Origin of the sequence: Janthinobacterium sp. (genome assembly GCF_009923995.1) — a bacterium.
Classification (GTDB): domain Bacteria; phylum Pseudomonadota; class Gammaproteobacteria; order Burkholderiales; family Burkholderiaceae_D; genus Janthinobacterium.
Genome location: NZ_RFSK01000059.1, coordinates 22,439 through 37,080 on the forward strand (window position 1 = coordinate 22,439; position 14,642 = coordinate 37,080).

A 14,642-nucleotide genomic window follows, 5' to 3' on the forward strand; every position below is an offset into this window, starting at 1 on the left:
TTTTTTTCGCCTGCGGCCGGCAGCTACACCAGCAGCGCGGCGCTCATCGAGCGCACTTCCTCGGCCGATTCGGCCAGGATGCTTTGCAGGGTTTCGTTATCGATAATGAAATCGATGACGGAGTCGGAGGGTGTGAGCATTTCCACGAAGGTGGCCTGCAGCGGTGAGGGCACGGGGGACAGTTGCTTGGCCAACAATAAGGTATCGAGCAGCGAGTCGGGCGGGATCGACAGCAGTCCATCGCGCAAGCCTTCGATGGCGTCGCTGACGGCCAGCGGGATCAGCAGCTTCTTCATGACTTCGCGGGAAATGATTTCTTCCGCCGATTCCATCCAGTGATCCGTATCGTCATCGAGCAAACCGGGAAACTCGTCGGCCCGCGACAGCAGGTAAAAGCCGCCCACCTCATGCACGATGCCGGCGAATAGCGCCGTATCGGGATCGACATGGGTGACGCGGCGCGCAATCACGTGGGCCAGCGCCGCCACGTGCGCCGTGTGCTCCCACAGCTGGGTCGCTTTCTGGCGCAGGGCAGGGTCGATGATCTTGCTGCCGAACTGCCGCACCACCATGGCCGCCACCAGCGCATACAGGTTGCGGTAGCCCATGCGCATGACGGCGGCGCGCACGCTGGTGACGGGCGCCGCTTCGCCGCGGCTGTAGACGGCCGAATTGGCCAACGCCACCGTCCGCGCTGCCAGCAGCGGTTCGGCCAGGACCAGCTTGATGGCATGGTCGATATGGCAATCCGGCTCGGCCAGGGCCAATTGCAATTGCAATGCGGAATTCACGCTGGTGGGAAACGTCAATTCCCCCCGCACGGCCTGGGAAACAATCAAACCAAACGCCTGTAATTTATTCATCATACGATCAGTCCGTCTCAGAAATTATTCTGGAAATCAATACTCTGTTTATAGCAGAAATTCATTGCCAGGCCCGGCCTTTATCAAACAGATGGCATGCCATCGGACTGAAGCAGATTATCCGGCATTGCCAGCGCCTGCAGGGTCAATTCATCGCCGATAACAAACAGCTTGGGTTGCTGTAATACCTGCAGCAGAAATGGCTGGCCTTCGCGCAGCCGGCGCCGATAATCAGCCAGCGTATATAAGTTGGGATTGATTTTACGCCGCAAGGTTCGTTCAGCCGGGGCAAGTCCCGTCAACAGATCGCCATAATTGGCCTCTTCAGCCACCAGCAGCAAGTCGATGGGACTGCCCGGCACATCCTGGCCCTTTGCCGTGGCGCCATACACGAATGCCAGCTGCCATTGCGCGCGCACAGGAGCCAGGGTGCTGCTGAGCACGCCGACAAGACCGAAGGTCTTTTGCACCAGGCCACTCAACTCCGGATAGACCAGGCTTTCCTTGTTGGGCCAGAAGCGTCGCACATTGCCGATGCGTTCGGATGTGATCAGCCCGGAATCATGCAGCCGGCGCAGTTCCCGCTGCGCCGAAGCGCTGCCCAGGCCCGTCAGGCGCATGATTTCGTTCAAATGAAAGCCTTCATTCACACGGACAAAGAGCAATCCCAGCAGTTTTTGCTGGGCGGGGGTAAACAGGGCTTGGGCAATCATGCGCCAAATCTTAGCATGAATAAACTGGGAACTGGCACAGCGAGGACAATAGCGGCGCAGTGCACAACATCAGGAAATAGTCATCACCTGTCCATGGCGAACGCGCCTCCGCAGACCGATGGACATGTCCGGCATCGGGCAACATGGCGGCAAGCGTCTGCCTCCACGCTCGCTGCACCGGTCGTCCTTTGCCACACTGCTGCTGAAGCCGCATGCTGCATTCGCTCTCCTTATTGCATGCATCCCGATCCGGCAAAAAATGATTTCCTTATTACTTATTCAAATATTTTATTGGCGTTTAGAAAGTCAGAAAAGAAAACCATATGCACCAATAAGAAAATCTACAATTCCGGCGGTCCATTCAAACAATGGCATTACGCATCTGGCGGTCCCTTTTATTGGCCGCCCCAATTAATAAATAGAATGTCTTCATAAAAAATAGCAGGCATAAAAAAACGGCACCCGAAGGTGCCGTTCTTGTCAGCTAGCAGCGTAGATTACGCTTCGTCGCCGTGGTGTTGCTGGATCTCGATATCCTGCAGGGCTTCGGCAGCTTCGCCAGCCAGCGAGGCTTTCTCGGCCAGCAGCAGTGCTTGACGCTCTTCCACTTCCCACGCTTCCTTCTCTTTGCGTGCGCGGTGGAAGGCCAGGCCCGTACCGCCAGGAATCAAGCGGCCGACGATGACGTTCTCTTTCAGGCCGCGCAGACCATCGCGCTTGCCCATGATCGCCGCTTCGGTCAGCACGCGGGTGGTTTCCTGGAACGATGCGGCCGAGATGAACGAATCGGTCGACAGCGATGCCTTGGTAATACCCAGCAAGACGTTCTCGTAGGTCGCAGGAATCTTGTTCTCCGACGTGACGCGATCGTTCTCGTCCAGCAGTTCCGAACGCTCTACCTGCTCGCCAACGATGTAGTTGGTGTCGCCGGCATTGACGATCTGAACACGGCGCAGCATCTGACGCACGATCACTTCGATGTGCTTGTCATTGATCTTCACGCCTTGCAGACGGTACACGTCCTGTACTTCGTCGACGATGTAGCGTGCCAGCGCTTCGATACCCAGCAGGCGCAGGATGTCTTGCGGATCGGCCGGGCCGTCCACGATCATCTCGCCCTTGTTCACGACTTGGCCGTCATGCACCAGCACTTGTTTGTCCTTGGTAATCAGGAACTCATGCTTGTTGCCGTCCATGTCCGTGATTTCCAGACGCTGCTTGCCCTTGGTTTCTTTACCGAACGCAACCGTACCCGTGACTTCCGCCAGCATACCGGCATCTTTCGGCGAGCGTGCTTCGAACAGTTCCGCAACGCGTGGCAGACCACCGGTAATATCGCGCGTTTTTTGCGATTCGGTCGGGATACGTGCCAGCACTTCACCCACCGATACCTGTTGACCGTCCTTCACCATGATCAGCGCGCCGACCTGGAAGCCAATCGCCACCGAGTGTTCGGTGCCGGCGATCTTGACTTCTTCGTTCGCGTCGTTGATCAGCTTGACTTGCGGACGCAGGGTCTTGGTCAGCGAACCGCGACGTTTCGCATCGATCGCCACCAGGGTGGACAGACCAGTCACTTCGTCGACCTGACGGGCCACGGTGACGCCTTCTTCGACGTTCTCGAAACGCACTTGACCGGCGTATTCGGTAATGATCGGACGGGTCAGCGGATCCCACGTTGCCAGGGCCGTACCGGCCTTGATGACCATGCCGTCCTTGACGATCAGGGTCGCACCGTACGGTACTTTATGACGCTCACGCTCACGGCCATGGTCGTCGGTAATCAGCACTTCGCCGGAACGGGAAATGACGATTTGCGCGCCCTTGCCGTTCGTCACGTAACGCATGGTTGCCGTGAAGCGGATGGTACCGTTCGACTTGGCTTCCACCGACGATGCCACTGCCGCACGCGATGCCGCACCACCAATGTGGAACGTACGCATGGTCAGCTGGGTACCCGGCTCACCAATCGACTGCGCTGCCACCACACCGACGGCTTCGCCGGCGTTGACCAGCATGCCGCGGCCCAGGTCGCGGCCATAGCACTTGGCGCACAGGCCGAAGCGCGTGTCGCAAGTCAGTGGCGTACGTACCTTGACTTCATCGATGGACAGACGCTCGATCTCTTCGACCATGTCTTCGTCCATCAGGGTGCCGGCGTCATACAGGGTTTCCTGGGTTTCAGGATTGACGACGTCATGTACCACCACGCGGCCGAGGATACGGTCGCGCAACGGTTCGATGACTTCACCACCTTCGACCAGGGCCTTCATGACGGTACCGTTCATGGTGCCGCAATCGTCCTCGATGACCACCAGATCTTGCGTCACGTCGACCAGACGACGCGTCAGGTAACCGGAGTTAGCCGTTTTCAGCGCCGTATCGGCCAGACCTTTACGAGCGCCGTGGGTCGAAATGAAGTACTGCAACACGTTCAGGCCTTCGCGGAAGTTCGCGGTAATCGGCGTTTCGATAATCGAACCATCCGGTTTGGCCATCAGACCACGCATACCGGCCAACTGGCGAATCTGGGCTGCGGAACCGCGCGCGCCGGAGTCGGCCATCATGTAAATGGCGTTGAACGATTCTTGCGTCGACTGGGTACCGTCGCGGCGGACCACGTCTTCGACTTTCAGCTGGTCCATCATGGCCTTGCCGACTTCATCGGAGGTCTTGCCCCAGATATCGACGACCTTGTTGTAACGTTCGCCAGCGGTCACCAGACCCGAGGCGTATTGCTGTTCGATCTGCTTGACTTCCGATTCGGCCGTCGCGATCAGGGTAACTTTTTGAGGCGGTACCAGCATGTCGTCGACGCAGATCGAGATACCGGCACGTGTCGCCAGACGGAAACCCGATTGCATCAGTTTGTCTGCGAACACCACGGTGGCGCGCAGGCCGCACTTGCGGAACGACGTGTTGATCAGCTTGGAAATTTCTTTCTTTTTCAGCGCGCGGTTCAGCACCGAGAAAGGCAGGCCTTTCGGCAGAATTTCCGACAGGATCGCACGGCCGATCGTCGTTTCGTAGCGCGTTACCGTCTTCTCGAATTCGCCCGTTTCGGCGTTTTTCGGGTATTCGGTAATACGCACGGTCACGCGGGTCGTCAGTTCGACTTCCTTGTTGTCGTAGGCGCGGATCACTTCCGACACGTCAGGGAACATCATCCCTTCGTTCTTCGCATTGATCGCTTCGCGGGTCGCGTAGTACAGACCCAGCACGATATCCTGGGACGGCACGATCGACGGTTCGCCGTTCGATGGGAACAGGATGTTGTTCGATGCCAGCATCAGCGTGCGTGCTTCCATCTGCGCTTCGATCGACAGAGGAACGTGGACCGCCATTTGGTCACCGTCAAAGTCGGCGTTGAATGCGGCGCAGACGAGCGGATGCAGCTGGATGGCCTTGCCTTCAATCAGGACTGGCTCGAACGCCTGGATACCCAGACGGTGCAAGGTAGGTGCGCGGTTCAACATGATCGGATGTTCACGGATCACGTCTTCCAGGATGTCCCACACGACAGGCTCTTGGATCTCGACCAGCTTTTTCGCTGCCTTGATCGTGGTTGCCAAGCCCATCAGTTCCAGTTTATTGAAAATGAATGGTTTGAACAGTTCCAGCGCCATCAGTTTCGGCAAGCCGCACTGATGCAGTTTCAATTGCGGGCCCACGACGATGACCGAACGACCGGAGTAATCGACGCGTTTGCCCAGCAAGTTTTGACGGAAACGGCCGCCCTTGCCCTTGATCATCTCTGCCAGCGATTTCAGCGGACGCTTGTTGGCGCCGGTCATCGCTTTGCCGCGACGGCCGTTGTCCAGCAGCGAATCGACCGCTTCTTGCAGCATGCGCTTTTCGTTGCGCGTGATGATCTCTGGAGCGCGCAGCTCCATCAGGCGTTTCAGACGGTTGTTACGGTTGATGACGCGGCGATACAGATCGTTCAGATCCGAGGTCGCGAAACGGCCGCCATCCAGCGGTACCAGCGGACGCAGTTCCGGCGGCAGCACTGGCAGCACTTCCATGATCATCCAGTCAGGCTTGATTCCCGAACGTTGGAACGCTTCCAGCACTTTCAGGCGCTTCGCGTATTTCTTGATCTTGGCTTCGGATTTCGATTCCTTCAGTTCCACGCGCAGGGTTTCGGCATCGCGGTGAATGTCGATCGAGCGCAGCAGCTCACGGATACCTTCGGCGCCCATGAAGGCGGTGAAGTCGTCGCCGTACTCTTCGTACTTGGCGGCGTAGTCGTCTTCCGACATGATCTGGCACTTCTTCAGCGGGGTCATGCCTGGGTCGGTCACGACGTATGCTTCAAAGTACAGCACGCGTTCGATGTCCCGCAGGGTCATGTCCAGGACCATGCCCAGACGCGACGGCAGCGATTTCAGGAACCAGATGTGCGCGGTAGGCGAAGCCAGCTCGATGTGGCCCATGCGCTCGCGGCGCACTTTGGCCAGGGTGACTTCGACGCCGCACTTTTCGCAGATCACGCCGCGGTGTTTCAGGCGCTTGTACTTGCCGCACAGGCATTCGTAATCCTTGATCGGGCCAAAGATCTTGGCGCAGAACAGGCCATCGCGCTCAGGCTTGAAGGTACGGTAGTTGATGGTTTCCGGCTTTTTGACTTCGCCGTAGGACCACGAACGGATTTTCTCAGGCGAAGCGAGACCGATCTTGATTGCATCGAAGGTCTCGTTGGTCTGTACTTGCTTGAATAGATCGAGCAGTGCTTTCATGTATCACTCCAGAGGTGATTAAATTTCTATATTCCTGAGACTACATTGCCCGGCATGGTTTCCCAGCCGGGCTTTGTGTTTCCCAAACCAAATGACAGGTGGCTGTCTTTTAGTTGCGTTCGAGGTCGATATCGATACCCAGCGAACGGATTTCCTTGACCAGCACGTTGAACGATTCCGGCATGCCGGCGTCGATCACGTGGTCGCCCTTGACGAGGTTCTCGTACACCTTGGTACGGCCATTCACGTCATCGGACTTGACGGTCAACATCTCTTGCAAGACATACGACGCGCCATACGCTTCCAGTGCCCAAACTTCCATCTCACCGAAACGCTGACCACCGAACTGGGCTTTACCACCCAGTGGCTGTTGCGTCACCAGCGAGTAAGGACCGGTCGAACGCGCATGCATCTTGTCATCGACCAAGTGATGCAGTTTCAGCATGTGCATGACGCCGACAGTGACCTTGCGCTCGAAGGCTTCACCGGTGCGACCGTCATACATGGTCACCTGGTTCTTCGACGCGGTCATGCCCAGGTTCTTGGCGATGTCGTCCGGATACGCCAGGTCCAGCATGCGGCGGATCTCTTCTTCATTGGCGCCGTCGAACACTGGCGTGGCGAATGGAACACCTTTTTTCAGGTTTTCCGCCAGCTTCATGATCTCTTCGTCGTCGAAGTCGTTCAACTCTTCGGCACGGCCGTTGTCGTTGTAGATCGTCGTCAGGTACTTGCGCACTTGCTCGACCTTGGTTTGCGCCTTCAGCATTTCGCCGATGCGGATACCCAGACCCTTGGCAGCCCAGCCCAAGTGCGTCTCGAGAATCTGACCAACGTTCATCCGCGAAGGAACGCCCAGCGGGTTCAGCACAACGTCGGCTGGCGTGCCGTCGGCCATGTATGGCATATCTTCCACAGGAACAATACGGGAAACCACACCCTTGTTACCGTGGCGACCTGCCATCTTGTCGCCCGACTGCAGGCGGCGTTTCACGGCCAGGTACACCTTGACCATTTTTTGCACGCCTGGTTGCAGCTCATCGCCTTGCGTCAGTTTCTTGCGCTTCTCTTCGAAGGCCAGATCGAACTGGTGACGCTTCTCGTTGATCGACTCCTTGATCGCTTCCAGCGCGACCGCTGCATCGTCGTCCGCAGGGCGGATGTCGAACCAGTGGTACTTGTCCAGATCGGCCAGGTATTCCTTGGTGATCTTGGCGCCTTTCGACAGCTTTTTAGGGCCACCGTTGACAACTTTGCCAATCAGCATTTTTTCCAGACGCTGGAAGGCATCGCCTTCGACGATACGCATCTGGTCGTTCAAGTCCAGACGGAAACGTTTCAGTTCGTCATCGATAATTTGCTGGGCACGCTTGTCGCGCACGATGCCTTCACGGGTGAAGACTTGCACGTCGATCACGGTACCGATCATGCCCGAAGGCACGCGCAGCGACGTGTCTTTCACGTCCGAAGCCTTTTCGCCGAAAATCGCGCGCAGCAGCTTCTCTTCCGGGGTCAGCTGGGTTTCGCCTTTTGGCGTTACCTTACCAACCAGGGTGTCGCCGGCCTGGACTTCCGCGCCGATGTAGACGATACCGGATTCATCCAGACGAGCCAGCTGGTTTTCCGCCAGGTTCGAGATGTCGCGCGTAATTTCTTCCGCGCCCAGTTTCGTGTCACGTGCGACTACCGACAACTCTTCGATGTGAATCGAGGTGTAGCGGTCGTCCTTGACGACGTTTTCCGAGATCAGGATCGAATCTTCGAAGTTCAGACCATTCCATGGCATGAAGGCCACGGTCATGTTCTGGCCCAGTGCCAATTCACCCAGGTCGGTCGATGCTCCGTCGGCGATCACGTCGCGCTTGGCAACACGGTCGCCCACTTGCACGATAGGACGCTGGTTGATGTTGGTGTTCTGGTTCGAACGGGTGTACTTGATCAGGTTGTAGATGTCGACGCCCACTTCACCAGCTTGCGCTTCGTCATCGTTGACGCGAATCACGACACGGCCCGCATCGATGTAATCGACGATACCGCCACGCAGCGCTTGCACGGTGGTGCCCGAGTCGACCGCAACGGTGCGTTCGATACCGGTACCGACCAGCGCTTTTTCCGGACGCAAGCAAGGCACGGCCTGGCGTTGCATGTTGGCGCCCATCAATGCACGGTTCGCATCATCGTGTTCGAGGAACGGAATCAGCGAGGCAGCGACGGAAACGATCTGGCCCGGCGCCACGTCCATGTACTGGATGCGCTCTGGGGATACCAGGATGGTTTCGCCGGCTTCACGGGCCGAGACCAGTTCATCGGACAGCATGCCGGCGTCGTTGATGGTCGCATTCGCCTGAGCGATGATGTAGCGGCCTTCTTCGATGGCGGACAGGTAGTCGATCTGATCGGTAATCTTGGAGCCTTCGACCTTGCGGTACGGGGTTTCCAGGAAGCCGTATTCATTCAGGCGGGCGTACAGAGCCAGCGAGTTGATCAGACCAATGTTCGGACCTTCCGGTGTCTCGATCGGGCAGACGCGGCCGTAGTGGGTCGGATGCACGTCGCGCACTTCAAAGCCGGCGCGTTCGCGTGTCAGACCGCCGGGTCCCAGAGCCGATACGCGGCGCTTGTGGGTAATTTCCGACAGAGGATTGGTTTGGTCCATAAACTGCGACAACTGGGACGAACCGAAGAACTCGCGAATCGCGGCCGAAATCGGCTTCGAGTTGATCAGGTCGTGCGGCATCAGGTTGTCCGCTTCGGCTTGGCCGAGGCGTTCCTTGACGGCGCGCTCAACGCGCACCAGGCCGGCGCGGAATTGATTTTCGGCCAGTTCGCCCACGCAACGTACGCGACGGTTACCCAGGTGATCGATATCGTCGACTTCGCCGCGGCCATTGCGCAGTTCCACCAGGATCTTGATCACGGCCAGCACGTCTTCGTTCGACAGCGTCATGGCGCCCGTCAGTTCATCGCGGCCAATGCGGCGGTTGAACTTCATGCGGCCCACGGCCGACAGGTCGTAGCGGTCCGAATTGTAGAACAGGCCATTGAACAACGCTTCAACGGAATCTTCCGTTGGCGGTTCGCCTGGACGCATCATGCGGTAGATCGCCACTTTCGCGGCCATCTGGTCGGCGGTGTCGTCGATACGCAGGGTTTGCGAGATGTAGGCGCCCTGGTCCAGATCGTTGGTGTACAAGGTCTGGATTTCGGACACGTTGGCATCGCGCAGGCGGCCCAGCAGGTCTTCCGTCAGCTCATCGTTCGCGGAAGCGACGACTTCGCCGGTGTCGCCATCGACGATGTTCTTCGCCAATACGCGGCCCAGCAGGTAGTCTTCCGGTACGGAAATGTGCTTGATGCCGGCAGCTTCGATATCACGCACGTGTTTGGCGTTGATACGCTTGTCTTTCAGCACCAGGGTCTTGCCCGACTTGTCGACGATGTCGAAACGCGCCACTTCGCCGCGCAGACGCTCGGAGACGAATTCCATCTCCGCGCCTTCGGAGCGCAGGTTGAAATTGTCGAAGACGAAGAAGTTCGCCAGGATTTGCTCGTGCGACATGCCGATGGCTTTGAGCAGGATCGTTACAGGCATCTTGCGGCGGCGGTCGACGCGGAAGAACAGGATGTCTTTCGGGTCGAACTCGAAGTCCAGCCACGAACCGCGGTAAGGAATGATACGCGCGGAGAACAGCAGTTTGCCGGACGAGTGGGTCTTGCCGCGGTCGTGCTCGAAGAACACGCCAGGCGAACGGTGCAGCTGGGAAACGATAACCCGCTCCGTGCCGTTGATGACGAACGAACCGGTGGTCGTCATGAGCGGCAATTCGCCCATGTAGACTTCCTGCTCCTTCATCTCTTTGACGACGGGCTTGGTTGGCGATTCCTTGTCCAGGATCACCAGACGCACTTTCGCGCGCAGCGGCGACGCGAACGTCAGGCCACGTTGTTGACATTCTTTGACGTCAAAGGCAGGATCGCCCAGAACGTACGACAAGAATTCGAGACGCGCAAAACCATTGTGCGAAACGATAGGGAAAATCGAGGTGAAAGCCGACTGCAGGCCATCATTCTTGCGGCCGGACGGTGCTATGTCCTCTTGCAAGAAGCTATGATAAGACTCGAGCTGGGTCGCCAGCAGGAACGGAACGTGGTGAACGTTGGCGCGCTTCGCGAATGATTTGCGAATGCGTTTCTTCTCAGTAAATGAGTAGTGCATGGACACTCCGTGAGTGACAGAAAGGATAGAAAATTCAGGTTTTGCAAGTGTTCGTTTGCACCGCTGCGTGTGACACAGACGAAACCTCAAGGCTCTGCTTTCCGGCTTGAATCGAACAAAACTGCTGCTACAAATACGATACAGACGACAAAGGAGCCAAAGTCGGATTTCCCCCCTTGCGAGGGGAAACCTCAGACTTTGACTCGGGCGCTAACTGACGCCAGTACAGATATTACTTCATCGAAGCGGTTGCGCCGGCTTCAACCAGTTTCTTAACTGCAGCTTCAGCGTCAGCTTTCGACACTGCTTCTTTCACAGTTTTTGGTGCGCCATCGACCAGGTCTTTAGCTTCTTTCAAGCCCAGGCCGGTGATTTCGCGAACTGCTTTAATGACGCCAACTTTGTTTGCGCCGAAGGTGTCCAGAACAACGTTGAACTCGGTTTGCTCTTCAGCAGCTGCTGCTGGGCCTGCTGCAGGACCGGCCGAAGCCATTGCTGCTGCGGACACGCCGAATTTTTCTTCGAATGCTTTAACCAGGTCGTTCAGGTCCATTACGGACATGGCGCTAACTGCTTCCAGGATATCGTCTTTGCTAATTGCCATTTTGAAACTCCTAAATTTATTACGTTAGTTACATCAGATTGGTACTGAGAGAAAAAAGCGCGCGCAATTAAGCGGCTGCTGGGGCTTCTTCTGCTGCTGCTTCTGCAGGAGCTTCGGCGCCTTCGCCTTTTTTCGCTGCCAGGGCAGCCAGACCACGTGCAAAGCCCGAAACCGGAGCCAGCATAACGCCCAACAACTGCGAAATGAGGACTTCACGGCTAGGAATGCTCGCCAACGCGGTGACAGCAGCTGTATCCAGCGGCTTGCCTGCGTAGTTACCTGCTTTGATGACCAGTTTGTCGTTGGTTTTAGCGAAGTCAGCGATGACTTTAGCTGCTGCAACGGCATCGGCCGAGATCGAGTAGATCAACGGGCCGGTCATGGCATCTGCCAGGCTGGCGAATGCGGTACCTTCAACGGAGCGACGAGCCAGAGTGTTTTTCAACACACGCAGGTACACGCCTTGGGCACGCGCTTTAGCACGCAGTTGCGTCAAGTGACCAACCTGGATGCCACGATATTCGGCCACGACGATCGTTTGCGCATTTGCTACTTGTGCGGAAACTTCGGCGACGACGGCCTTTTTGTCATTCAGATTGAGACTCACGGTCAACCTCCTTAAATGATGTTCGGCAATCACAACCGAGTGGTTGAGCGCCTTGCATCGGTTCGAACACGGCGTCCGAAGTCAAGAAGTACTAAACTGAGCGGATGGATTCACGCAGCATGAGGACTACAAAACTTGTTCGGGTACACCATCTGCGTTGGGCACTCCCCGTTGCCGGGAAGCCTATTAACCTTCTGCATGTGCGATCGCAGTCGGCCCAACGGTCTTTGATTGTCTGCCTGCCTGGTGCGAACACCGGGCAAACAGCCCAAAGATGCGCCCGCAGCGCCCGAAGGCGCTACAGGACTTGATTCTGTTACTTAAGCTGCCAGGCTAGCCTGGTCAACACGGACGCCAGCGCCCATGGTCGACGACAGCGAAACTTTGCGCAGGTACACGCCTTTGCTCGATGCTGGCTTGGCTTTGTTCAGGGCGTCGATCAGTGCGACCAGATTCGATTTCAGATCTGCGTCAGCGAACGATTTACGGCCGATGGTAGCGTGGATGATACCGGATTTGTCGGTACGGTACTGAACTTGACCGGCTTTCGCGTTTTTCACGGCGGTAGCGACGTCAGGAGTAACAGTGCCAACTTTCGGGTTAGGCATCATGCCGCGTGGGCCCAGGATCTGACCCAGGGTACCAACGATACGCATGGTATCTGGCGAAGCGATAACGATATCGAAAGGCATGTCGCCGGCTTTGATCTGCTCAGCCAGGTCTTCCATACCAACGATGTCGGCGCCAGCTGCTTTAGCAGCTTCTGCTTTTTCGCCCGACGCGAACACTGCCACGCGTACGGTTTTGCCGGTACCAGCTGGCAGCACGACGGAGCCGCGTACCACTTGGTCGGATTTCTTAGGATCAACACCCAGTTGCACCGATACGTCGATCGATTCATTGAACTTGGCCGTTGCGCACTCTTTGATCAGAGCGACAGCGTTGTCGAAAGCGTACACTTTGGTACGGTCGACTTTGGCTTTCAAAGCCTTGATACGTTTGGATAACTTAGCCATTATACAACACCTTCCACCGTGATACCGATCGAACGAGCGGAACCAGCGATGGTGCGTACAGCAGCATCCATGTCGGCAGCGGTCAGATCAGGGGTTTTCAATTTAGCGATTTCTTCAGCTTGTGCGCGGGTCAGCGTACCGACTTTGTCGGTATGTGGCTTCGGCGAACCTTTGGTGATCGCAGCAGCTTTTTTGATCAGGTAGGTTGCTGGAGGCGTCTTCATCACGAAGGTGAAGGACTTGTCAGCGAACGCGGTGATCACGACTGGGATCGGCATGCCTGGTTCCATACCTTGGGTCTGCGCGTTGAACGCTTTGCAGAATTCCATGATGTTCAGACCGCGTTGACCCAGAGCTGGACCGATTGGTGGGGATGGGTTTGCTTTACCAGCTGGCACTTGCAGCTTGATAAAACCAATGATTTTCTTTGCCATGATGGCTCCTATCTTGGATTGAGTAGTAGCGCCCCGCCGATCCTACCCTGGCGGGGCTCCTCTGACCGGATTTCGCTGAGACTGCCGCGACGCTCCTGGTGGCGCTTGATAATGCTTAAACTTTTTCGACCTGGCCGAATTCGAGTTCCACCGGGGTGGCACGACCGAAAATGGTGACCGAGACGCGCACTTTGGATTTCTCGTAATTGACTTCTTCGACATTGCCGTTGAAATCGGTAAACGGACCATCCTTGATGCGCACTTGCTCACCCACTTCGTACAAGGTCTTCGGACGGGGCTTTTCAACACCTTCCTGCATCTGGCGCATGATGGCATCGATTTCGCGCGCGGAGATCGGCGTCGGCTTGTTCGATTTGCCACCGATGAAACCGGTAACCTTGCTGGTATTCTTGACCAAGTGCCAGCTCTCGTCCGTCATTTCCATTTCCACCAGCACATAGCCAGGATAGAAACGACGTTCGGTGACGGACTTCACGCCATTCTTGACTTCGACAACTTCTTCGATCGGCACGAGGATCTGGCCGAACTGGTCTTGCATGCCCGCGCGCTCGATGCGCTCGGTCAGTGCGCGCATGACGCTTTTTTCCATGCCGGAATAAGCATGCACGACATACCAGCGCTTGCTGCTCACTGGCACGCTCAGCGCTGCACCAGTATCCGCTGCCGGAGCGTCGCCCGGAACGGATTCGTCCGCCGCTTCATCATGCACATTTTCGCTCATTATTTTTTCCAACCCAGAATTACGTCATACAACAAAAACTCGAGCAATTTATCCGTACCCCACAGGAAAATCGCCATGACCAGCACAAAGGCAAACACAATCGCAGTGATCTGCGTGGCTTCTTTGCGGGTAGGCCAAACGACTTTCTTGGTTTCGCGCACGGCTTCTTTGGCGAAATTGAGAAATTCACGGCCGGTCGTCGAGACATACAAGAGCGCAACAGCAATAACCAAACCAGCCACAAGCGCGCTTGCACGCACCAGAGCTGGTTGGCCTGCCAGGTAATAAAACCCGACTACTCCTGCAATCGCAGCCACTATTGCCAGCGCGACTTTTATCTTGTCACTCGACGTGCTAACGGTTTGCACGGATTGATTTGACATTTTTCTACTTTCGGTGCCCTGCACCTTGACGGTGGCAGGGACGGAGGGCATCGAACCCCCAACCTTCGGTTTTGGAGACCGACGCTCTGCCAATTGAGCTACGTCCCTACGTAAAACTTTCGAGGAGTGCTATTCTACCACCCAGGACGCCCCGGGTGGAAGCATAACATTTCCTTATGCGAGGATTTTTGCAACCACGCCGGCGCCGACGGTACGACCGCCTTCACGGATAGCGAAGCGCAGACCTTCTTCCATCGCGATCGGGTTGATCAGCTTGACGGTGATCGACACGTTATCGCCTGGCATAACCATTTCTTTGTCTGCT

11 protein-coding genes, 1 tRNA gene and 1 pseudogene are annotated in these 14,642 nt (G+C 56.7%); 1 reads left to right on the forward strand and 12 read right to left on the reverse strand.

Annotated elements, in window-relative coordinates; translation table 11 throughout:
- Positions 1 to 23: 23 nt before the first annotated feature.
- Positions 24 to 863: an HDOD domain-containing protein gene (locus EBS11_RS22800; RefSeq protein WP_290606741.1), complete on the reverse strand. Its 840-nt coding sequence runs from the start codon at positions 861 to 863 to the stop codon at positions 24 to 26.
- Positions 864 to 946: 83 nt separating this feature from the next.
- Positions 947 to 1,576 (reverse strand): ArsR family transcriptional regulator, encoded by a 630-nt coding sequence (locus tag EBS11_RS22805; RefSeq protein ID WP_290606729.1) that lies wholly within the window; start codon positions 1,574 to 1,576, stop codon positions 947 to 949.
- 118 nt (positions 1,577 to 1,694) lie between these two features.
- Between EBS11_RS22805 and EBS11_RS22810 the strand changes: the two genes are divergently transcribed.
- Positions 1,695 to 1,991, forward strand: a complete 297-nt coding sequence (locus tag EBS11_RS22810) for a hypothetical protein (RefSeq protein WP_290606731.1) — start codon at positions 1,695 to 1,697, stop codon at positions 1,989 to 1,991.
- A gap of 82 nt (positions 1,992 to 2,073) precedes the next feature.
- On the opposite strand, the gene rpoC is transcribed toward EBS11_RS22810, so the two are convergent.
- The 10 genes and pseudogenes from rpoC to EBS11_RS22860 all read right to left on the reverse strand — a co-directional run.
- The gene (rpoC, locus tag EBS11_RS22815; protein WP_076565140.1) at positions 2,074 to 6,315 is read right to left on the reverse strand and encodes a DNA-directed RNA polymerase subunit beta'; all 4,242 of its coding nucleotides are present in this window, start codon (positions 6,313 to 6,315) and stop codon (positions 2,074 to 2,076) included.
- Positions 6,316 to 6,424: 109 nt separating this feature from the next.
- A complete protein-coding gene (gene rpoB / locus EBS11_RS22820) occupies positions 6,425 to 10,531 on the reverse strand; it encodes a DNA-directed RNA polymerase subunit beta (RefSeq protein WP_290606732.1) in 4,107 nt (1,368 codons plus the stop codon).
- A gap of 232 nt (positions 10,532 to 10,763) precedes the next feature.
- Positions 10,764 to 11,135: a 50S ribosomal protein L7/L12 gene (gene rplL, locus EBS11_RS22825; RefSeq protein WP_070223390.1), complete on the reverse strand. Its 372-nt coding sequence runs from the start codon at positions 11,133 to 11,135 to the stop codon at positions 10,764 to 10,766.
- A 67-nt stretch (positions 11,136 to 11,202) separates the two neighbouring features.
- Positions 11,203 to 11,742: a 50S ribosomal protein L10 gene (gene rplJ / locus EBS11_RS22830; RefSeq protein ID WP_034753621.1), complete on the reverse strand. Its 540-nt coding sequence runs from the start codon at positions 11,740 to 11,742 to the stop codon at positions 11,203 to 11,205.
- Positions 11,743 to 12,062: 320 nt separating this feature from the next.
- Positions 12,063 to 12,758: a 50S ribosomal protein L1 gene (gene rplA / locus EBS11_RS22835; RefSeq protein WP_034753134.1), complete on the reverse strand. Its 696-nt coding sequence runs from the start codon at positions 12,756 to 12,758 to the stop codon at positions 12,063 to 12,065.
- Positions 12,758 to 13,192: a 50S ribosomal protein L11 gene (gene rplK / locus EBS11_RS22840; protein ID WP_034783246.1), complete on the reverse strand. Its 435-nt coding sequence runs from the start codon at positions 13,190 to 13,192 to the stop codon at positions 12,758 to 12,760. Before rplK ends, rplA begins: the two co-directional genes overlap by 1 nt.
- A 115-nt stretch (positions 13,193 to 13,307) precedes the next feature.
- Entirely contained in the window at positions 13,308 to 13,934 is a 627-nt protein-coding gene (gene nusG / locus EBS11_RS22845; protein WP_092719293.1) for a transcription termination/antitermination protein NusG, read from the reverse strand.
- Positions 13,934 to 14,317 carry a preprotein translocase subunit SecE gene (gene secE / locus EBS11_RS22850; protein WP_010394308.1) on the reverse strand — a complete coding sequence of 128 codons (384 nt, stop codon included), beginning with the start codon at positions 14,315 to 14,317 and terminating at the stop codon, positions 13,934 to 13,936. Before secE ends, nusG begins: the two co-directional genes overlap by 1 nt.
- Positions 14,318 to 14,349: 32 nt before the next feature.
- A tRNA-Trp gene (locus EBS11_RS22855) sits at positions 14,350 to 14,425 on the reverse strand.
- A gap of 66 nt (positions 14,426 to 14,491) precedes the next feature.
- A pseudogene (locus tag EBS11_RS22860) lies at positions 14,492 to 14,642 on the reverse strand (elongation factor Tu); the annotation flags it as partial.

What these genes read in the sequence shown, in the direction of transcription:
- EBS11_RS22800 (WP_290606741.1), bottom strand. Translation starts at nt 863, where the DNA reads ATGAATAAATTACAGGCGTTTGGTTTGATTGTTTCCCAGGCCGTGCGG.
- EBS11_RS22805 (WP_290606729.1), bottom strand. Translation starts at nt 1,576, where the DNA reads ATGATTGCCCAAGCCCTGTTTACCCCCGCCCAGCAAAAACTGCTGGGA.
- EBS11_RS22810 (WP_290606731.1), top strand. Translation starts at nt 1,695, where the DNA reads ATGGACATGTCCGGCATCGGGCAACATGGCGGCAAGCGTCTGCCTCCA.
- rpoC (WP_076565140.1), bottom strand. Translation starts at nt 6,315, where the DNA reads ATGAAAGCACTGCTCGATCTATTCAAGCAAGTACAGACCAACGAGACC.
- rpoB (WP_290606732.1), bottom strand. Translation starts at nt 10,531, where the DNA reads ATGCACTACTCATTTACTGAGAAGAAACGCATTCGCAAATCATTCGCG.
- rplL (WP_070223390.1), bottom strand. Translation starts at nt 11,135, where the DNA reads ATGGCAATTAGCAAAGACGATATCCTGGAAGCAGTTAGCGCCATGTCC.
- rplA (WP_034753134.1), bottom strand. Translation starts at nt 12,758, where the DNA reads ATGGCTAAGTTATCCAAACGTATCAAGGCTTTGAAAGCCAAAGTCGAC.
- rplK (WP_034783246.1), bottom strand. Translation starts at nt 13,192, where the DNA reads ATGGCAAAGAAAATCATTGGTTTTATCAAGCTGCAAGTGCCAGCTGGT.
- nusG (WP_092719293.1), bottom strand. Translation starts at nt 13,934, where the DNA reads ATGAGCGAAAATGTGCATGATGAAGCGGCGGACGAATCCGTTCCGGGC.
- secE (WP_010394308.1), bottom strand. Translation starts at nt 14,317, where the DNA reads ATGTCAAATCAATCCGTGCAAACCGTTAGCACGTCGAGTGACAAGATA.